This window comes from Polaromonas sp. P1_E12 (genome assembly GCF_056405975.1).
In genome coordinates this window covers 829,620-849,894 of the sequence record NZ_JBFUBB010000002.1, presented here as the reverse complement: position 1 = coordinate 849,894, position 20,275 = coordinate 829,620, and the positions used below count along the sequence as shown (strand labels likewise).

The 20,275-nt window shown below is 63.8% G+C and carries 9 protein-coding genes; 4 read left to right on the top strand and 5 right to left on the bottom strand.

From position 1 onward, the window contains the following. Nucleotides 1–35 precede the first annotated feature (35 nt). Together AC1D13_RS09695 and AC1D13_RS09690 are read left to right on the top strand one after the other, a co-directional pair. The gene (locus AC1D13_RS09695) at nt 36–827 is read left to right on the top strand and encodes a molybdopterin-dependent oxidoreductase (protein WP_477669224.1); all 792 of its coding nucleotides are present in this window, start codon (nt 36–38) and stop codon (nt 825–827) included. A 92-nt stretch (nt 828–919) separates the two neighbouring features. Continuing rightward, nucleotides 920–1,228 (top strand): pentapeptide MXKDX repeat protein, encoded by a 309-nt coding sequence (locus AC1D13_RS09690; RefSeq protein ID WP_457280520.1) that lies wholly within the window; start codon nt 920–922, stop codon nt 1,226–1,228. A gap of 35 nt (nt 1,229–1,263) precedes the next feature. Here AC1D13_RS09690 and AC1D13_RS09685 read toward each other — a convergent pair whose 3' ends face one another. The 4 genes from AC1D13_RS09685 to AC1D13_RS09670 all read right to left on the bottom strand — a co-directional run bounded on the left by AC1D13_RS09685 (nt 1,264) and on the right by AC1D13_RS09670 (nt 9,719). Further along, nucleotides 1,264–1,461, bottom strand: a complete 198-nt coding sequence (locus AC1D13_RS09685; RefSeq protein WP_457280519.1) for a hypothetical protein — start codon at nt 1,459–1,461, stop codon at nt 1,264–1,266. 494 nt (nt 1,462–1,955) lie between these two features. Next, nucleotides 1,956–3,641 carry a ShlB/FhaC/HecB family hemolysin secretion/activation protein gene (locus tag AC1D13_RS09680; protein ID WP_477689428.1) on the bottom strand — a complete coding sequence of 562 codons (1,686 nt, stop codon included), beginning with the start codon at nt 3,639–3,641 and terminating at the stop codon, nt 1,956–1,958. A 531-nt stretch (nt 3,642–4,172) separates the two neighbouring features. Further along, nucleotides 4,173–4,454 (bottom strand): hypothetical protein, encoded by a 282-nt coding sequence (locus AC1D13_RS09675; protein ID WP_477689427.1) that lies wholly within the window; start codon nt 4,452–4,454, stop codon nt 4,173–4,175. A 114-nt stretch (nt 4,455–4,568) separates the two neighbouring features. Further along, nucleotides 4,569–9,719: a two-partner secretion domain-containing protein gene (locus tag AC1D13_RS09670; RefSeq protein WP_477689426.1), complete on the bottom strand. Its 5,151-nt coding sequence runs from the start codon at nt 9,717–9,719 to the stop codon at nt 4,569–4,571. Between the two features lie 395 nt (nt 9,720–10,114). Here AC1D13_RS09670 and AC1D13_RS09665 point away from each other — a divergent pair, with 395 nt between their 5' ends. Both AC1D13_RS09665 and AC1D13_RS09660 read left to right on the top strand, forming a co-directional pair. Continuing rightward, complete coding sequence (locus AC1D13_RS09665) at nt 10,115–10,810, top strand: response regulator (protein WP_457280515.1); 696 nt, start codon at nt 10,115–10,117, stop codon at nt 10,808–10,810. 12 nt (nt 10,811–10,822) lie between these two features. Next, nucleotides 10,823–12,814, top strand: coding sequence for a sensor histidine kinase (locus tag AC1D13_RS09660; RefSeq protein ID WP_457280514.1), 1,992 nt, complete (start codon nt 10,823–10,825; stop codon nt 12,812–12,814). Nucleotides 12,815–12,989: 175 nt separating this feature from the next. Here AC1D13_RS09660 and AC1D13_RS09655 read toward each other — a convergent pair whose 3' ends face one another. After that, nucleotides 12,990–20,231, bottom strand: a complete 7,242-nt coding sequence (locus tag AC1D13_RS09655) for a two-partner secretion domain-containing protein (protein WP_477689425.1) — start codon at nt 20,229–20,231, stop codon at nt 12,990–12,992. Nucleotides 20,232–20,275: the final 44 nt, after the last annotated feature.

Sequence of the window (20,275 nt, the reverse complement as noted above, 5' to 3'; positions counted from 1 at the left end):
ACTGCCCAACCGCCGCAAAGCCGCAAGGATTACCCATGATCATCAAGCCCCCTCCCCGTATGGACATCGACAGCGCCGCCGTGCTGGATGAAGCCGTTGCGCGCATTGCCCACACCCGCAAGCTCGGTACGGCACGCCGCAATTTTTTACGCACCTCGCTCACGCTGGGCGGTCTTTCCATGCTGACCGGCTGCATGCTGGACGACAGCGAAAGCGTCAACACCGCTCTCGGCAAGATCTCGCGCATCAACGACGAAGTGCAGGGCTTGCTGTTTGACCCCAATCGACTGGCGCCGACCTACCCCGAATCAATGATCACCCGGCCTTTCCCCTTTAACGCCTACTACGGCGAGGACGAAATCCGGGAAATCGAGGAAAGCAGCTACCGGCTGGAAGTCACGGGCATGGTGTCCGACAGGCGCAAATGGGCGTTGCCCGAGTTGCGCGCCATGGCACAAGTGGACCAGGTCACCCGCCACATCTGCGTGGAAGGCTGGAGCGCGATCGGCAAATGGGGCGGCGTGCACTTCGGCAGTTTCCTGCGTCATGTGGGCGCCGACCTGAGCGCGAAGTACGTCGGCTTCAAATGCGCCGACGACTACTTCACCAGCATCGATATGCCCACCGCGCTGCACCCGCAAACCCTGCTGGCGCTGACTTACGACGGGCAGCCGCTGCCACCCAAATACGGCTTCCCGATGAAGCTGCGCATGCCCACCAAGCTGGGCTACAAGAACCCCAAACACATCCAGGCGATTTTTGTCACCAACACCTACCCTGGAGGCTACTGGGAAGACCAGGGCTACAACTGGTTCGGAGGTAGCTGAGCGCGGCTCAGAGACCCTGCAACGCGGGCAATCATTTAACGATTGCCTTTTTCATTCAATCCATTCATTCACTACCACTCAAGGACAACACCATGAACAAATTGACTGCAACCCTCCTGTCTGCCTGCATGCTCTTCGCCGGCGGCAGTGCCATGGCGCAAGACGCGATGAAAAAGGACGCCATGGGCAAAGACGCCATGGCCAAAGACGGCATGAAGAAGGATGCGATGAAAAAAGATGCCATGGCCAAGGACCCGATGGCGAAAGATGCCATGGGTAAAGACGCCATGGCGAAGGACGGCATGAAGAAGGACGACAAGATGGCCATGGCCAAAAAAGACAAGATGAAAAAAGACCCCATGGCCAAGGACGCCATGGGCAAGGACGAAATGAAAAAGTAAGGCCGCTGCGCGCTGCGCCGCTTGCGGCCGGCCCGCTATGCCCCGTCTGGGGCTGGCACAACCGGCTTGAGCCATAGCGCCGCGGCGTCAGCGGGCGCCATGCGCCGCAGGTTCACGTCCTGCCAGATGACTGCGGCGACCTCTTCAAGCTGGTCAGGCCCGACGGTGTGCCATCGCTGGTGCAGCCTTTCAGCGCAGCGGGCAATCCATTCGGGTGGGGTGTTTGTGTCCATGGGTAAATCATAGTTGAAGACTGTATGTATGTACAGTACCATTGTTCTTCAAAAGTGATTTCCATAGAACAACCAACCCAGAGACTGACATGCAGCTTCTACATGACCCTCCCACCAGGCCACCCTTCACCCCTGTCACCCTGGCCACGCCAGTCATTCCGTTCACCCGGCCACAACAGGGCCGCACCTCTGCCAACTGGCCGTTTTACGTGCAAGCCCCTAAGCAGCTCTCAAGCGATGTCAGGGCAAACGCTTTGCGCGTCCTGGAAACCTCGGCGCGCTATTTTTTCAGCGCGCCTAGCGCGCGATAGTGCCGCCCCTTTATCGCCCTGCTCCAAATCACCAGGCCGAAAAAACTTTTACACGGCAACCCGCAAGGCAGTGCTCGAAGTCGCTATGTTTTTGATAGCTGCTTGCGCCCGTCCTTATTAGCCAAACACCCGATTTACTTCGGGAATTTGAGAGCCGCCGGCAAGCCTCAGATACCAGGCCCTTCAGAAGGCCATGGACGCCTGCAGCCACAGCGTGGGCCGTTTGGCCGATGAGGCCGGGATGGAAGTCGGCAGGCCGCCGTCGGTGCGCCAGGCCAGCGAAGAACGCAGCTGCACACCCGCCAGGCTGGCATTCAGGCCAAAGCCCGCGCCGGCCAGCTGGCGGCTGTTGGAAGCCGCCGCGCCGAAAGGGTTGCGGTTGATGGTGACCTTGCCCCAGTCATAGAACACGGTAGCCTGCACATTGGCCATCACGTTGTGGCGCAACTCAACCGTGCCGCGGTAGCCTTCGTCGCCGCCAGCCTCACCCTGCGGATAGGCGCGCACGCCGTTGACACCGCCCAATGAGAACTTCTCGGACGAATCCAGGTTTTTGCTGGCCAGCTGGCCCGTCACTGACACGGCCAGGAAGGTGCTGTCGGTAAAGCGCTGCAGACGGTTGGCGCCATAAGAAACACGGGTGTAGCTGCCGTTGGACTGGGCCGAGGCCGCATCAATCGCCAAGGCGGTGGGCGAGTTGATGCGCAGGTTGCCCATTGCCACCGACAAATCCAGGCCGGTGATGCCCCCGCCGCCCAGGGCGTCCTGCAGGTTGCCTGAAAGGCCGAAGGTGGTGACCAGGATTTTCTTGGGTGTGAAGGTAGAGGTCGCGTCTACATAGTCTTTGAGCTGCTTGTCTTCCACCGACACCGTGCCGTTCAGGTTTTTAAGCTGGCTGCGGATGAAGGGGTAAGCGGCAAACAGGCTGGCAGAGGTGGCCGTGCCGTGGGCCTGCAAGGTTTCAAACTCCTGGCCCAGCTTGTAGCGCGTATCGAAGTAGGCGGCGCCTACCTTGAGGCCGTCGCTGCCCACAGGCAACTGGTAGGCCAGCCGCGTGAAGTTCAGGTTGCGGCCGCTGGTCAGCGCGTTGACGGTGAGCTGGTCGCCGATCTTCAGCGGACTGACGAGGTTGAACGTACCGGCCACGCGGTATTCGCCGGTGTAGCGGCTGCCGTAGTTGTCGACCACGACATTGCCGCTGTAGGGCTTGGCCGGGCTGACCTCAATCAGCAGCTCGGACGTGCCCACGCTGGCGCCGGGCTGCAGCGTGGCGCGCGAGGTGCTGACGCCGGGGGTGTCCTGCAGCAGCAGCAGGCCGCGGTCAATCTGGTCGGACTTGATGACGTCGCCGTCCTTGACCTGGCCCAGGTAGGCCTGCGCGCGTTCGTCACTCAGCAGCGACTGGTTGTTGATCTTGTGGCTGGAAATGCGCCCTTCAATCACGCTGATGGTGACAGCGCCGTCGGTGATGTCCTGCGCGGGCAAATAAGCGCGGGCCACGGCAAACCCCTTGCTGCGGTAGTAGGCCGTGATGCGGCGCGCGGCGGCACTGAGCTGGCTCAGCGAGCGCTCCGCGCCTATGAGGCCGGCCACCAGGGGCTGAAGTTCGCTGGACGGGATTTCCTGGTTGCCGCTGATGGTGATGGATTTGACGAGCACCCTCGCCTCGCCCTTCTGGCTGGGGTCGGCTGACTCTTCGATGCGCTGCAGCGGAACGCTCTGTGGCGGCGGCAAGGCGGGCGCCTGCTGCAGGTCGCGCAGCACCTGGCCGGCGTCGGGGGCTGGGGCAGTCTGCGCCCAGGCGCCGGTATGCAAGGCCAGCATCAGGGCTGAAGCCAGCGCGGAAAGGGGTAACGAATTCTGTTTCATTGTTTCGCTCTACTTTTCTTAATGCTCATCCAACACAAGCCACTGCTCCTTCATGGCAGCTGACCATCCATACACCCCATCGCCCCCCCAGGGCCATGGCTTCGATGCCCCGGGCGACATCCTGCAATTGTGTGTACCCGACTCTCATGCAGCCATACTGCGGATGCAGTACGTCCAGCGTGACCGCTCCGGCAATGTCGCAGAGACAGCTCATCCTGTATGTCCCCATTTTTAGGGACATGAAACCAATCGTAACTATATCTGCCGGTTTTGCCTGTAGCACAAATGCGCTATGAGGCCCACCCTAATCCGTCGCCCAACGTCGCCCAACGGCGCCCCAATTGATGTAAGCGCTCAGCCCAACCAGGGATTCCCTGCAGGCTCCGAAATGGCCAGGCCGCGCGTCCAGCTTGCCATCGTTGGGGGACGACTTGGCTTTCGCGGAGTCATTGCTACATTTTTAATAGCTGCTTGCGCCCGCCCATAAATGGCTACAGCCCGACTGAGCTAATGAAGAGCCATGAAAATGGTTTATTCACAAGTGGCGTGGCTAACGCTTTTGGGCATCAATAAACCGCAGCTGACGATACTGACCAGCGAGTTCAACAGCCTGGCGTTGCCGCTGTCACCGCTGTTGCCGTTACTGCCGTTGCCATTCCCGCCCGCCTCATCGTCGCGGTTGTCGGGCTCAATGAAGCTGGCGGGGCCGCTGTTGACCGTCTCGCGGCTGGTTTGGTAGACGGTTTGCAGCGCGATCCTGTACTGCACTGTGTCTGGCGTGCCGGGCGTAGTACTGCCTGTACTGGCAGTCACCAAAGGCAAGCCAGTGGCCAGCAAGGTCACCACACCCGTGCAGGCTGCCTGCGCAGAGTCTCACCGCAGGCCCACCAGGGCCTCGCCTACCCCGCCTCCTCCCCAAGCTGCCGCCTATTCGCCTCTGTCCTGGCGGGCTGCCTCTGCGGCGGCATTCAACGCCTTCATGCGCGCGCCATCATCCAGTATGTTGAACGGATCGTCGTCCACCGCGCTCGATATGCTGCCTGTGCCATCTCCATTGGCGCTATCGGCGCCACCCGTGACGCCACCCATGGCATTGCCCGTGCCGGCAATGGTGTTGAGCGCGGTCACATAAGGCCCATCCAGCGCTGCCGTCACGCCGAAAAGGGATGCAGGCAAAGGCGGCGTACCGGTCATCGTCAGCGTGCCGTTGGTATAGACGACGTTGTAACCCAGGGCCGATGCCAGCGTGCCCTGCGTGATGGCATGTGTGGGGCTGGTCGTGGCGGCGCCTGTGGGCGCCGACAGCGCACCGTTCAGCGCGCTGGCCGCGGTGTCGCCCGCCACCAGGCCGCTGTTGACGGCGTAGGTGAGAGCCGGGTCGGCGCCGCCGTAAGCCTTGCTCTGGTTGTCGCCGCTGACGTTGAGCGTCGGCACAACGCTGTAGACAAAGCGGTTGCCGGTGATCGAGGTCATCGACGCATCGCTGGGCGCATTGGCGGCGTAACTGCGGCCAAAGGCATTGCCGGTGGAAGCCATGCCGCCCAGGGTGCTGGCAGCCGGATCGGTCGAATACACGAGGAAACGGCCGCCCGCGCCTGGGTTGAGCGCGCCAGCCCCGGCGTTGTTCACAAAGTTGCGCCCAGCGGCCAGCACCAGCGAATCGTTGGCTGCGCTGCCGGACGTGACGCTGTTGGCCAGCGTGAGGTCGCTGGCCGCGCCCGTGGTCCGCACCAGCACCTTTCCGGTGCCCGTCAGGCCTGCCGTGTTGACGGTGCCCACCGTCAACGCACCGGCCTGCGCGTAGGCCACATCGCCTGTGTTGCCGGCCAGCGTCGTGACCGCATTGCCTGCATTGTTGAGGATGTGCGTGCCCGTGCCCAGCAGCTCCAGGCCGGTGGCCGTGATGCCCGCGGTTTGTGTGCTGGTACCGGCGGTGCTCAGCGTGAGTTCGCTGGCCGTCAGCGCGCCGTTGATGGCGATGTTGCCACCGGTCGTGATCAGCTTGAACTTGTCCTGCGCATTGCCGAAGGCGTTGTCGACCGTGATGCCGGCCGCGGATGACACGCTGACTGTCTGCGCAGACCCGGCGTTAGTGCTGATGGCGAGATTGCTGGTACTCAGCGCATTGGCGGCAGTGAGGCTGATGTCGCCCGCAGCGCCAGGTTCTGTGGTCGCCAGCGTTTGCAGGCCGGTCACATTGGTGCCCAGCGTGATGCTTTCCCGTGCGGTCGCGTTAAGCGTGGTGCTGGTGATGTTGTTGGCCGCGCCATTGGCGTCAAGGATGGCTCCGAGCGAGGAGCTGAGAGTGACCGAGCTGCCGGACACCGTCTTGACCGCCAGGGCGAAGGCAGCGGTGACGTTCACCGCGCCCGTTGCACTGACGTTTTCCAGGGTGCCGCCGTTGGCCAGGTCCAGGTTGACCTGTGAACCGGCGCCGCTCGCCACCGCAACGACCGGGCCGGTCGTGTAAATGGTGATGGGGCGGGCGGTGCTGGCGCCTATGCTGCCGTTGCCCGCCTCCAGGTAGACCGAGCCACCCGAGAGGGGATTGATGTTGGTCTGGACAGTTTGCGTACTGATGCCGCCCGTGGCCACCATGCTGAAGCCGGCGGTGCCCGCAGTCGTACCCGTGGCGTTGCTCAAAAAAGGCATGTAGGAGCCCACCATCAAGATATTGCCCGTGTTGGCGATATCGACGCGGCCGGCGCTGTTGAAGCTGCCCTGGAAGCTGGCGGTGGCGGCGGTGTTGCGAAGGGTGATGTCGCCCGATGTACTGTTGTTAAGTCTGCCGAAATTCTGGATCTGGTTGCCTGCGTTGGCCAGCGTCATGCCCCCGAAACTGGTGGCCTGCAAGGTGTTCGCGACGATGGCCTGGGTTTGCGACAGCGCGCCGCGGCTTAGCAGCGCAACAAGACCGGTGCCGGACTGGGTGATGCCGGCCGTTCCGTCCACCGTCCCCACCGACAATGCAGAGTAGGAGCTAACCTCGAAATTGTTCGTTCCGTAGGCGCGACCGCTGACCTGGCTGATCTGGTTGAGTGAGTTGGCCAGGATGACGGTTTGTGCATCGGCCTTCAGGTTGGCAACCGTGAATGCCGCTGTTTGCGAGATGCCCGAACCTGCAGCGTTGCTGTTTATCAGGCTCAAGCTGGGTGCGCTGGCCAGGTTGATCGCGCCGCCGGTGTTGCCGATGACTATGCCGCCTGTATTGGAAGTGCTGCCGATCGCGATCACCGACGCGGTGATCCGGTTAAGCTCGGCGTTGCTCAGGTTCATGGCGGCGGTTTCTGATGCGCCGCCGAGTGTGATCGGCTGGTTGGCGCTGAAGATGTCCGTGTTGACCAGCACCTTGCCCGCGCCCGCGTTGACGGCGGAGCCGATGTTGATGCGGTCGCCCAGCAGCGTGATCGCACCGCCTCCGCTGGTGATGCTGGTGCCGTCGATGTTCAGGGCGTAGCTGCCGGCCGGCGCAATTGCACCCGCTGGAAAATTCATTCCGCGCAGCGTCATGGCCGCCGTGTTGGAGTTGATGCTGCCGCCGGTCAGGCTCACGGCATGCCCCCCGCCCATAGAACTTGTCCCACCGAGGTTGCCGATCATGGTGATCTCGCCGGTCGAGTTGATGCTGCCGCCCACCATGGAGATGCCGGTAATATTCGCCGTTCCCCCGTTTGAACTACTGAACAAACCCGTACTGTTAAAACCAAGCCTGCCCGCGATGATGTCTGCGCCTGCATCGATGAGGACGCCGGAGCCGCTGATCCCGGCAGCATTTAACGAGGACGAACCGTCGAGCGTGATGCTGCGCAAGGTGCCGGACTGCACTTTTCCTCTTGCTATAAGGCCCTTGACCTCGGTGGCGGCACTACTGACACCGGCCCGGCCGGTAGCGGTGATATAGCCGCCGGTGCTGGATACCTCCGAGCCGGTGCCGAGTTCCACGCCGGCAGTGCCTGCCAGGGAAAACAACCCTGTACGCCCGGTGATGTCGATGTTGCCCGCACCCGTGATCTTGGCCAGAGAATCCAGCCGTACCCCGCGGGCCACCTGAGCAATGACCCCGGTCGTGCCTACGTCACCGGCGATGGTGACGGCGCCGGTGCGGCCGGTCACGCTGGAATTGGTGACAACCACACCGCCCGAAGAGCCGCCCGTGGCGCTGCCGCCGCCGTTCACCAGTCTGCCGGTGATGTTTATCGTTCCGCCCCCGCTGACGCCGACGTTGGTTTGCGTGACGCCTTCATTGACGAGCTCGAGCGCGTGGTGGCTCGTCCTGGCACCCGACGCTTCGACGGTAATGTTTCCGGTGCTTGCCACGCTGGTGCCCGCCAGCTTCACGGCGCTATCGGCGCTGTTGATGTTGGCATTGCCGCTGGTAAGCGTGGAGCGGTCCAGCAGCACGCCATACTGCGACTGGTCTGTCGTGGTGCCGTTGATGGTGAGGGCGCCGGTGCCGGCGTTCACGGTGCTCTGGGACACCAGAACGCCCGAGCTCCCGGCCTGGCCCGCCCCGGACAGCGTGATCGCGCCTCCGCTGGTCTGCAGGACCGTGTTGCTGATATCCAGCGCGCCGGCGGAGTTGATATTGATCGTTCCGGCGCCGCCGGTCACGGAAATTGCGGAGGTCTTGATGGCCTGGCTGGCCGCGGCTGTGGTCACGCTCGCCGAGCCCCCGCCGGAAACCTTGAACGTCAGGCCGGCGCCATGCGTGCTGCCCGTGAGGTCGATGCCGGTACCGGTGGGGCCTGTGGTTCTGATGGTGAGATTGCGGCCACTGAGGAGCTCCACATCGCCATTGCCGAAAGTGCCCGTGACGTTGATCGAATCCGTGGCCTCAATAACCACGTCGGAACCCATCGCTTCAATCGTGTCCTCGTAAATGGTGTCGGCGGCCCCGCCTGTGCCGCCCGCGATGGTCATCGTGGCCGGGTCCAGCAGCCAGGTGCCGGTCTTGCCTCGCGGCGCCAGCGTGTTCACCCTGAAGCCCGGCAGGATTTTGAAGTGCGCGGCGCTTGTCTCGATAAAGCCGCCGTCACCGCCATCCGGGGCGCTGGCATCCAGCGTACCGCCCATGTTGACCATGCCGTGCTCCATGTCGCCGATCAGCATGATGCGGCCGGCCTTGTTGGCAATCGTCTTCGCTTCAATGACGCCGGTGTTGTTGACGGTTCCCATGGTGAGGCTGTCCAGCGCTTTGGCGCCGAGCAGCACCTGGCCGCCGTCGGCCTTGATGAGCTGTTTGTTCTCGGCCAGTGCGTTGATCGCGCCCTGATCGATGCTGTAACCGAGCAGGCTCCCGTTGTCCAGATTCAGGGTGATCTTGTTGCCGGCTGCCAGAAGCGCCGTGCCAAGGCTCGCGGTCATGACGCCTTCGTTGCGCACCTCGGGCGCCAGCAGTGCCAGATAGCCGCCCTGCCCTGCGTTCAGCGTGCCCTGATTCACCACCGAGCCACCGGAACCCGTGAACACGTTGTTGCCGGCCATGAAGTCGGCATTGCTCATGGAAAGGGTAGAAGCCACCAGGCCGCCAACGTTGACCTGAGAACCCGCACCAAACAACACACCGTTGGGATTGAGAATGAAGACCTGGCCGTTGGCCGTGAGGCTACCCAGCAGCTCGCTCGGGCTGCTGCCGGTGATGCGGTTCAGCGCAATCGCCTGCGCATTGGGCTGGTTGAATCTCAGCGCTTCGTTCGCTGCGGTAGACAGGGATGTCCAGTCGATGGCTACCCGCTGGGAGCTTTGGTTGATCGTGGTGGTGTTGCCGACCGTGGTGATGCCAGCCGCACCCGCGGTCACGCTGGCATTGGCCGCATCGGCAGCACGCGCCTGGTGCGTGACCACGGCAAGAGAAGTGAGCAATACCAGCGCTGCGCGGCAGGCGGTATTGAGCCTGAAGCCCGCGCCTTCGCCACCCCCTTCAGCCGATTCGGCCGGTGCCGAGCCGAACAGCACGCTGCTACGCGCAGAGCCGCCCTTGCTTTTGCCTCTGGCGTTCTCAGCCACAGCCACCCACAACCCTAAAGCCGCGTTCCAGACGAGGCGGTAAATACGGTTCATGCTGGCGTGGCTTTTCATGGAAGACTTTCGTTGAAGGGCGGAGCTTGCAGCGGACCAGGCGGTTCGCCAATCAGCCGGGCCCGCGCCCCGGCTGTTATGGAACGCTCTGGCCGACTGGCCGTCATCGTACGAATCACGAAAGCCGCTGTCTGTAGCGCATATGCGCTACGCCAGATACCTTCAGGTGCCCCGTTCTAGAGACGAGATCGGGCTGCAGACCAACAGCAATGGGCGCAGACAGCTATCAAAAATATAGCGATCCGGTCGGCCGGATGGCATGATGATCGGCACCGACGGGGCAGTGAACAGGCCCTGCCGGTGACAAGACACCCGTTACCGGCTTGCACGTAGAACAAACGATCTACACAAATAGCGAGTCGTGTACCCGAAAACCGTCGCAAAATGTCTGCCTGATGAATGCACCTCCCGCTGAACAAGACCTGCCCATGATCCATGTCGCCATCGTCGAGGACGATCCGGGCTTTCGCGGAGCGCTGAGCCGCGTGGTGCAAGGCGCTTCTGACATGCGCCTGGTGGGCGCGGCAGGTACCCGTGCCGAAGGCTTGCAGATGCTGATGCAGCCGCCGGCCGATGTGCTGCTGGTTGATTTAGGCCTGCCCGATGGCTCTGGCATCGACGTGATCCGCGCGGCTTCCCGACAGTGGCCGGCATGCAGCATCATGGTGAGCACCAATTTTGGCGACGAGACGCATGTGATGCAGTCGATTGAGTCCGGCGCTGCCGGCTACCTGCTGAAAGACAGCTCACCGCTGAAGATGGCGGCAGAGATCCGCAGCCTGGCCAGCGGCGGCAGCCCGATCAGCCCCATCATCGCCCGGCAGGTGCTGGCGCGCTTTCGCCGCAGCACCGCAGCCGGCGCCGGCACGACGCCCGCCGATATCGACGCGTCATCGCTGCTGTCGGCACGTGAAAAAGAAGTGCTGGACTACATCACCAAAGGCTTCACTGCGGTGGAAATCGCCAGGTTGATGGAGTTGTCGCACTTCACGGTGCGCACTTTTGTGCGGCGCATCTACAGCAAACTCAAGGTGACCTCCAAGGCTGAAGCAATCTACGAAGCCAGGAACCAGGGCATTTTGGCGCAGTAGTTGCCCGCGCGAATGCCCTTTCATCACCACCGCCTCTCGCGCCTCTTGCGCCCCTTGCGCTTTTCGCCCCGTGCGGCCGTAGCGCTGCTGGCAGCAGCTGCGGTGCTGACGGGTCTTGTCGCCTGTGACTCTGCAGGCACCCGCGAGGGTGGTTCCCCCAACGCAGCGGCCCTGCATCTCACCCAGGCTGACTGGCAGGTGCAAACCGATGCGGGCTTCACCTCGCCACCGCTCACCCTCGACGGCCAAATCCTGCTGGACCGCTGGCAACCCGTTACGCTGCCGCATGCCCTGCCCATAGCGTTGCTGGGACAGGCCCGGGCTGCAGCATCCGCCGGCGTGGCCCCCGTCACACGCACCAGCTGGTTTCGACTGACCGTGCCGCAGGCCCCGGCATCGTCCACGCCGCTGGCGCTGTATGCGGCCCGCGTGCGCACCGACGGCACCCTCGCGGTGTATGCCGACGGTCACCTGGTACACACCGCACAGCAGCAAGGCCCGTTATGGAACAGCCCGCACACGCCGCTGTGGGTGCTGCTGGAGAAATCACCCGATGGCCGGCCGCCGCACGAGATCACGCTGCGCATCGAGCACACGGCTGCGACGCAGGTGGCGCTGTCATCACTGTGGCTGGGCCCGGTGGATGCCATCAGCTGGCGCTACCGCGGCCGCCAATGGCTGCAGCAGGAATTGCCGGGCATGTTCAGCTCGGCTTTCCTCGCGGTCGGCATCTTCGCCTTGCTGGTGTGGTTGCGGCGCCGGCATGAGCCGGGCTATCTGCTGTTTTTTGTGCTGGCGGTCATGTCCTTCGTGCGGGGCCTGCATTTTTATGTGAGCTTCCCGATTGCCAACGACTGGTTTGCCTGGTTCACCGTCAACTCGCTGTTCTGGCTGGTCACGGTGGTGCACTTTTCAATCGGCCTGCTGCACCGGCGCCAGCAACTGTGGCTGACGCGGGCACTGATCACCGCGTCCGTGCTGATGGCCCTGCTGACCCTGCCCCTGTGGTCGGCCCTGCCCAACACGCCGAGGACCACACCAGTGCTGTATGTGGTGGCCGCACTGATGGGCGTGAGCGTCAGCGTGGCGGGCGTCATCAACGCCTGGGGGCGCTCTCGCAGCGCCATGGTGGTGGCCATCGGGACGGTGCTGGCCACGCTCTTTAGCGCGACCGACTGGCTGGTACAGAACAATTTCATCAGCCCCGAAAGCTGGTATATGGGCCCGCATACCAACGCGATCACCTTCAGCGTCTTCGGTTATGTGATGTACCGCCGTTACACCGGCGCCATTGCGGAAGTCGAGCAGGTCAACGCCAGCCTGGCCGAGCGCCTGCGGGCGCGTGAAGCCGAACTTGAAGCCAGCCACCGCAGCCTGCGCGAGATCGCCCAGCAGCAGATGCTGAGCGATGAACGCCAGCGCATGATGCAGGACATGCACGACGGCCTGGGCTCGACGCTGATCAGCGCCATCCGCTCCATCGAAGTCGGCGGCATGAGTGACGAACGCGTGACGCAGACCCTCAAGGACTGCATGGACGACCTGAAGCTCGCCATCGACTCGATGGAGCCGGTGGAGGCCGACCTGTTGCTGCTGCTGGCCACACTGCGTTTCCGGCTCGAACCCCGGCTGGAAGGCACCGGCGTCACGCTGCTGTGGGAAGTGCAGGTACTCCCCACGCTGGACTGGCTGAACCCTTCCAGCGCGCTGCACATCCTGCGCATCATCCAGGAAAGCGTGGCCAACATCCTGCGCCATACGCATGCGACCGAGATCCGCTTTAGCACTGCCATCGAAGGCGCCGGGGTGCAGGTCATCATCGAAGACAACGGCCAGGGCTTTGATGTCGACCAAGCCTTTGGCGACGCCGCGGGGAAAGGCCTGCAAAACCAGCGGCGCCGCGCGCAAACCATTGACGGCACGGTCAACTGGCAATCGGGGCCGGCGGGCACGCGCTTTACCTTGTGGCTTCCATTGGCCCCCACAGTCACTCACTCCGTGTAGTTCCTTGCCCCCCGAGGGGGCCGCCCGCCTGTGGCCCGGCAAAGCCGGTTCCACGGCTCATGCTGGTTGAAGAGTTCTGGGCGCATAAACGGGGGTCGCGGGACTGGCTTTGCCAGACCGCAGGCGCCGCCCCCTGAGAACAGGCTACACGAAGTGAGGCTGGACGGGGGTGGGCTTATTCCTCGTTCGTATTTCCGGCTTCGGCAGCGGCGGCTTTCAGGGCGTCACTGGGGTCCGCACCACCACCCTGCGCGCCGCCACCGTCACCTGAAGCGCCAAGGCTCGCGATGTTCCGCAGCGCGCTCAGATAAGCGTCGCTTGCCGGGCTGCCGCCTGGCACTACCGGCACCGGCGCAGGCGCTGCTACCGGGTTGATGGTCAGCACGCCGTCGACATAGGCCAGCGCGTAGTTGCCGGCACTGTAGCCCCCGGGCGTAATGGCGTAGCTGCCCATAGCGCTCGCGCCTTGCGAACTGCCGCCGTAGGTCAGCGCGCCGCCCAGCACGACCGCCGTTTCGCCGCCCACAAAGCCGCTGAAACTCACGCCGTTTCCGCCGGTATAGGCTGCGGCGCCCACGGTCCGGTTGTCATTGTTGGCCGTGATGCTCAGGTTGGCCTTGTTGATGTCGGCCGTCGCCGTGACGGGAGCCGCCGCCAGCTGGTAGTTGCTGGCCAGGCCGCCCGCGCCGTTGGCCAGGCCGTAGGTGGCGGTCACGGTCTTGCCGTTGGCAGCATTCGCGTCGGAGAAGCTGGCACCCGTGGAATTCAGGGTCAATAGCTCGCCGTAGGCCAGGCCCGTCAGGGTGCCGACGTTGCCCAGGGTCGCTGTTGCGGTGCCATCGTAGGTTTTGTTGTTGGCCGCCATGCCCGTCACGCTCACCGTGGCTTTGCCCACCGTCAGGGTGCCGTTGGTGTACGCAATGCCGTAGCCCAGGGCTGAAGCCAGCGTGCCCTGGGTGATGGCGTGCGTGCCTGCGGAGGCCGCAGAACCCGTCGGCGCCGCCAGCAGGCCGGCCAGCGCGGTTGCGGCCGTGTCGCCGGCCACCAGCCCGGAATTCAGCGTGTAAGTCAGGCCCGGGTCGGCCGCGCCATAGACCTTGGCCTGGTTGTCACCCGTGATGGTGAGCACCGGCGTCACGCTGTAGACCATGCGGTTGCCGCTGAGCGAAGTCATGGAAGCATCGGTGGGCGCATTGGCCGCATAAGTGCGGCTAAAGGCGTTGCCGGTAGAGGCCAAGCCGCCCATGGTGTTGGCCGTCGGGTCGGTCGAATACACCAGGAAGCGGCCCGCGCCCGGGTTCAGCGGTGTGGCGCCAGCGTTGTTGATGAAGTTGCGACCGGCGGCCAGCACCAGCGAGTCGTTCGCCGCGCTGCCTGAGGTGACCGCATTGTTCAGCGTGATGTCGCCCGCCGCGCCGGTGGCGCGCACCAGCACCTTGCCGCTGGCGGTCAACCCTGCCGTGTTGACGGTACCGATGGCCAGCGCGCCGGCCTGCGAATAACTGACGTTGCCGGTGTTGCCGGCCAGCGTGGTCACCGCGTTGCCTGCATTGTTCAGCGTATGGCTGCCGGTGCCCAGCAGTTCCAGGCCCGTGGCAGTGATGGCCGCGCTCTGGGTGCTGGTACCGGCGGTGTTCAGTGTGAGTTCGCTGGCCGTCAGCGCGCCGTTGACGGCAATATTGCCGCCGGTCGTGATCAGCTTGAGCTTGTCCTGGCTGTTGCCGAACGCGCCGCCCACCGTAATGCCGGCATTCGAAGCCAGGCTGACGGTCTGGGCGGAACCCGCGTTGGTGCTCACGCTGAAGTTGCTGGTGTCGATGGCATTGGCGGCGGTGATGGTGATGTCGCCGGCTGCGCCCGTGGTGCTCAGCGTCTGTGCGCCGCTCACATTGGTACCCAGCGCGATGCCGTTTTGTGAGGAAGCAGTCAGAGACGTCCCTGAGATGTTGTTCGCCGCGCCGTTGGCGTCGGTGATGGCGCCGGCCGCGGCGCTGAGGCTGACCGAGCTGCTCGACACCGTCTTGACCGCCAGGTTACCGGTCGTGGCCGTGACATTGACGCTGCCCGCCGCGAAGATGTTTTCCAGCGTGCCGCCGTTGGCCAGGCTCAGGTTGACCTGCGAGGCCCCTCCTGCCGCCACCGCTGTGACGGAAGCAGCGGAAATACCCACCGCGCCGGCGGGGCTGGTGCCCACACTGCCTGCGCCGCCGTCGAGGTAGACCGAGCCGCCCGCCGAATTGCTGATGTGCGGAGCCGCGCCGCTGGCCACAATGCCCTGCGAGCCCTTGATGCGCACCGCCGCTGTGCCGGCGGCGGTACCCGTGGCCGTGCCGCTGCTGGTGATGCCGCTTGACGCCAGCGTGACCGTGCCGATGTTGTCGACGTCAATGCGGCCCGTACCGGTATTGGTGAGGGACGTGAGTGTGGTGTTGATGCCGTTGCGCAGCACGATATCGCCCGCGCCGCTATTGGTTGCCGTAAAAGCGCCGATCTGGTTGGCAGCCAGGTTGAGATTGATGCCACCCACACCGCTGCCGGTGAAGCTGCTGGCAACAATGGCCTGGGTCTGCGCGATGGCGCCGTTCAGGTTGGTGAGTGTGGTGACATTGCTGCCCGAGTTGATGCCTGTGTACCCGTCAACCGTGCCCACCGTGAGCGGCGCGGCCTTGCTGCTGGTGACGGCGAATGCGCCGGTGGTAGAGCGCCCGCTGATTTCGTCGATCTGGTTGCCGGCATTGGTCAGGGTGACGGAGGAGCCCACCGCGTTGAGCTTGCCCACACTGATGGCCCCCGTCTGGCTGATGGTGCTGGCATTGAGCAAACTGATGACCGGCAAGGGTCCCGGTGCGGCAGTTATGGCACCACCAATCTCAATGCCGCCCGTGCCCGTCAGGGTACCGATCTGCAACACACCGGCCGTGATGTTGCTCAACTCAAAGGCACTCAAATTCAGTGTTACGGCTTCAATACCCCCCGCCGATGACGCGAGTGTGATCTGTCGGTTGGCGGTAAAGGGCGCAATCACCACCCGGCCGGCCCCTGCATTGACCGTACTGAGAATCTCGACGCGGTCGCCAATAATCTGGATTTCGCCGCCACTGCTGGCGACCGTCGTACCGGCGAGATAGACATCACGGGCAGACACAGGCGCAGGCGCAGGCACGCCGGAGCCACGCAAGACAATGTTCGCGCCATTGGAGTTGATCGTGCCGCCCTCCATGCGTAAAGCGCCGTTGCCTGAAGCGGAAGTGGCACTCATGGTGCCAGTAATATCTATTGCGCCTGTAGAGCTGATGATGGGGCTGGCAGCGGGACTGGAGGCGGTGATGGATGTGCCAATGACGTTGGTGGCAGTCGTCGAAGAGTTGACGGTACCCACAATGGTCAAACCACCCGTGCCGGCGAGCAGCTCTGCTGCCCCATCGATTAGCACACCGGTGCCCGAGGAACCGCCCACCGTAGCCGTGCCGGTGAGCGTGATCTTTTTGCTGGCGCCGGACTGCACCTTGCCGCTGACATGCAGGCCCGTACCATCAAGGATGGAATGATTGGTTAGCGTGCCAGTGAGCGCAACGTCTCCACCGGTGCTGGAAACTTCCGCCCCGCCGGCCAACTGCAGGCCTTTGCTGGTGGCCAGCGAGCTGCTGCCAACCTGGCCCGTGATGCTGATGTTGCCGGCGCCGGTAACTTTCGCGCCCGAATCCAGGCGCACGCCGCGTGACACCCGCGGCAAACCGGACGGCACGCCCGCGTCGCCCGAAATGGTGATGACTCCGCTGCCTGCGGTGATGTTGGAATTGGTGACGACCACACCGCCCGCCGAGCCGCCGGTGGCGCTGGCGCCGCCGCTCGTCAGGTTGCCGTTGATGGTGATGTTGCCTGTGCCGGTGGTAGCAACGTTCGATTGGGTAGCGCCGTTGTTCACGATCTCCACCGAATGCGTCGCGCTGACGCCAGCCGCGCTAAGCACAACGTTGCCGCCGGCCGCGCTGACCGTGCTGCCCAGCACCTGGATGCTGCCGTTGGTCGCTGCCAGGCTGACGTTGCCGCCCACGACGCTGTTCTGTATGCCATCGCCCTGCCCCAGGTCTGTTACCACCAGCGTGCCCGTGCCGGTGTGCGACAGTGCAATATGGCCGCCGACTGAATTGATGGCGCTCAGGCGCGCCGCATCAATAGCCGCTGCACCGCCGATGCCATTGCCTATGCCGCCTGCCGCCGTCATCATCAAGTCGCCCGCGCGCAGCGTGGCGCCGGTCTGCACGTTGATGGCGCCGCCCGAATTGACGCTCAAGCTGGTCAGCGCCGTGGTGGCGCCCACCGACGCATTGAAGTTGGTGGGCCCGGCACTCGTGGTGCTCAGTGCGTTTGCGCCGTCGACCGTGTTGGCGAATGTGATGCCACCGGCGGTGCTGACCAGGCTGACGGTTCCGCCAACCGTTACCGCGCTGTTGAAGGTCTGCGCGCCGCCCGTCTGCAGCGTACCGCCGAACAGGTTGATGCCCCCGCCCGCCGTCAGCGCGAGGCCGCCACTGAAGGTTTGCGTGCCCAGGTTGATGGCTCCGACGTCCCTGATCAGTGTCAGGATGCCGGAGTAGGTGGGCGTGGTGGGAAAGGCAAAACCGCTGCCATAACGGAAGGCCATGTCTCTGACGCTGCCGCTGCCATTGACCGTCACGCCACCGCCGAAGGTATTGGCCGAAGTGCCCAGCAACACGTCCTTGCTGGTGCCGTTGAGCGTGAACGTGGAGGCGCCCGTCACGTTCAATGCACCGGCTTGCGAAATGGAGCCGGTGTTGGAAGTCGCCGTCAGGCTGCCGCCCACGGTGGATGGGCCCAGCACCAGATCGTTCACATTCCGGATGGTCACGGCGTTGTTGCCGGAATTATTGAGCCCGACCGCGCCCGTGAAATTGTTGCCCGCGTTGCTCAGGTTTATCACGCCGGCGCCGCCGTTGATGGTCACCGCGCCCGCGCCGGCGGCCTGCGTGATCGCGCCCGTCTGCGCGATGTTGTTGCCGCTCAGGCTCAGCGTGCCGCTGCCGACAGACACAGTGCCCAGGGTCAGCGCGCCGCCCGCGTTGTTGATCGCGACGTTGTTCACGCCCAGGTTGCTGACGCTGACTGCGCCGTTGAAATTGTTGAGGCCGCTCAAGTTGACGCTACCCGCGCCGGCATTGACGGTCGTCGTGCCGCCCGCGACCAGGACACCGGCAGTTTGCTGGATGGCCGCATTGCTCGCGGTGAGCGCCAGGTTGCCCGTCGCCGTGAGGTTCCTGTTGATGTTCAGGCCGCTTGTTGCGGTCAGGCTGAGGTCTTTGGCGCCCAGGTCGCCGCCCAGGGAAATAGAGCCGCCCGACAAGGTCAGGTTGCCTGCGCCGGTGTTCAGGGCCCCCAGCGTCGTTAGCGTGCCACCGCCGGCCGCCAGGCTGACGTTCTGGTTGGCGCCCGTCAGGGTCAGGGCATTGAGGTTGAGGCTGCCAGTCGCGCTGACGTTCACGTCCTGGGCTGCCGTGATGGAAGCGTTGGCGATGGCTGAGGCACTCAAAAAGTCGACCTGGCCACCTCCGCCTGTCCCCAGGGCGGTCAGGTTGAGCGTGCCTATGGCATTGGAGAAGCTGTTGATGCGTATTCGGCCATTACCCGTGTTGCCCGCAGATGCGGTGAAACTGCCGCCGGGGGCACTCATGGTGGCGTTGACGGCGCCGGCATTTCCCCGGATGTTGGTACCCGCGTACAGGTCGAAGGAAGAACCCTGCCAGTCCACGCCGCTATTCATGACCACTTCACCCGTGGTGGCTTTCAGCTTCAAACTGCCGGCAAAGATCTGCCCCAGGCCGTCGGTGCCGCCGATGCTGCCGCCGGCCGTCATGTCCAGCGCACCGCCGTTCAGGTTCAGGGTTCCCGTGCCGGTAATATCGCCGGCAGCGTTGGCCGTCACAGAAAGAGTTGTGGAAGGCCCGCCCACACCGATATTGCCGTTGAGGAGGATGTTGCGCCCGGCGGTCATGGTCATACCGGCCGCGCCTGCATTGGTTTTGGTGATGTTCGCGCCGGTATTGATGTTGATGTCGCGCTCGGCAGTCAGCGTGAAGGTGTTGTTGTCCGTCCGGTTGATGGCCTGGTTGACGTGGATGTCGCCGTTGCCGCCGGCCGTGCCCATGGTGGCGGTCTGGATTTCAAAGTTGCCGCCAGTCAAAGCGGCCGCGACGGCTGCGGCCGTCATGTCGCCCGTGGCGGAGATGGTGAAGTCATTGGGGTCTATCAGCCATTTACCGGTGTTGCCGGCGGAAGCCAGTGTGCTGATCCTGGCGCTGTCGGCCACCTTCACATGCGCGGCGCTGGTTTCGACAAAGCCGCCATTGCCGCCATCGGGGGCGCTGGCATCGAGCGTGCCGCCGACATTGACCGTACCGGTCTCCATGTCACCCATCAGCAGGATGCGGCCGGCCTTGTTGGCAATCGTCTTCGCTTCAATGACACCGGTGTTGTTCACCGTCGCCGTGGTCAGCTGGTCCATCGCCTTGGCAGACAGCAGAACCTGGCCGCCATTGGCCTGGATCAGCAGCTTGTTTTCAGCCAAGGCATTGATAGCGCCCTGGTCAATGCTGTAGCCCAGCAGATTGCCGTTGTCCAGGTTCAGGGTGATCTTGTTACCCGCTGCCAGCAAAGCGGTTCCCAGGCTGGCGGTGATCACGCCTTCATTGCGTACCTCAGGCGCCAGCAAGGCCATATAGCCGCCCGTGGCGGCCGTCAGCGTGCCCTTGTTGATAACCTTGCCCGCGCTGCTGCCGGTGCCAGCTTGGCCGGGGTCTGTGCCAAACGTGGTGCTGCCGGCCATGAAGTCAGCATTGCTCATGGAAAGCGTCGAAGCCACCAGTCCGCCGACGTTGACCTGGCTGCCGGCGCCAAACAGCACACCGTTCGGGTTCAGGATAAACACCTGGCCATTAGCCGTAAGGCTGCCCAGGAATTCGCTCGGGCTGCTGCCGGTGATGCGGTTCAGCGCGATGGCCTGCGCATTGGGCTGGTTGAACACCAGCGCCTCATTGGCTGCGGTGGAAAGATGCGTCCAGTCGATCGCCAGGCGCTGGCTGGCCTGGTTGATCGTGGTGGTGGCGCCGCTGGTGCTGACATTGCCGCTGCCCACCACCACGGTGGAATTCAGCGCATCGGCAGCATGCACCTGCAAGTTAAAGACGGACATCGCCAGCAGCATGACCACGGCAGCGCGGCACCGTTCATGCAGGACAAAAACGAGGCCCCCACGAGGGCCGGCGGAAGCAACTTCAACACCGCTGCGCGCGGAGCCGCCCCTGCTTCGGCCTTTGGCGGTTTCAGCCACGGCCACCCACAGGCCAAGCGCGGCGTTCCAGACCAGGCGATAGATGCGATTGATGCTGGCATGACTTTTCATGAGAGTCTTTTCGGAAGGTCAGAAAATCCGGCTACTGCCTGGAC

Coding starts and splice junctions, on each gene's coding strand:
- AC1D13_RS09685 (WP_457280519.1), bottom strand. CDS start 1,461: ATGGACACAAACACCCCACCCGAATGGATTGCCCGCTGCGCTGAAAGG.
- AC1D13_RS09655 (WP_477689425.1), bottom strand. CDS start 20,231: ATGAAAAGTCATGCCAGCATCAATCGCATCTATCGCCTGGTCTGGAAC.
- AC1D13_RS09690 (WP_457280520.1), top strand. CDS start 920: ATGAACAAATTGACTGCAACCCTCCTGTCTGCCTGCATGCTCTTCGCC.
- AC1D13_RS09680 (WP_477689428.1), bottom strand. CDS start 3,641: ATGAAACAGAATTCGTTACCCCTTTCCGCGCTGGCTTCAGCCCTGATG.
- AC1D13_RS09670 (WP_477689426.1), bottom strand. CDS start 9,719: ATGAAAAGCCACGCCAGCATGAACCGTATTTACCGCCTCGTCTGGAAC.
- AC1D13_RS09695 (WP_477669224.1), top strand. CDS start 36: ATGATCATCAAGCCCCCTCCCCGTATGGACATCGACAGCGCCGCCGTG.
- AC1D13_RS09665 (WP_457280515.1), top strand. CDS start 10,115: ATGAATGCACCTCCCGCTGAACAAGACCTGCCCATGATCCATGTCGCC.
- AC1D13_RS09660 (WP_457280514.1), top strand. CDS start 10,823: ATGCCCTTTCATCACCACCGCCTCTCGCGCCTCTTGCGCCCCTTGCGC.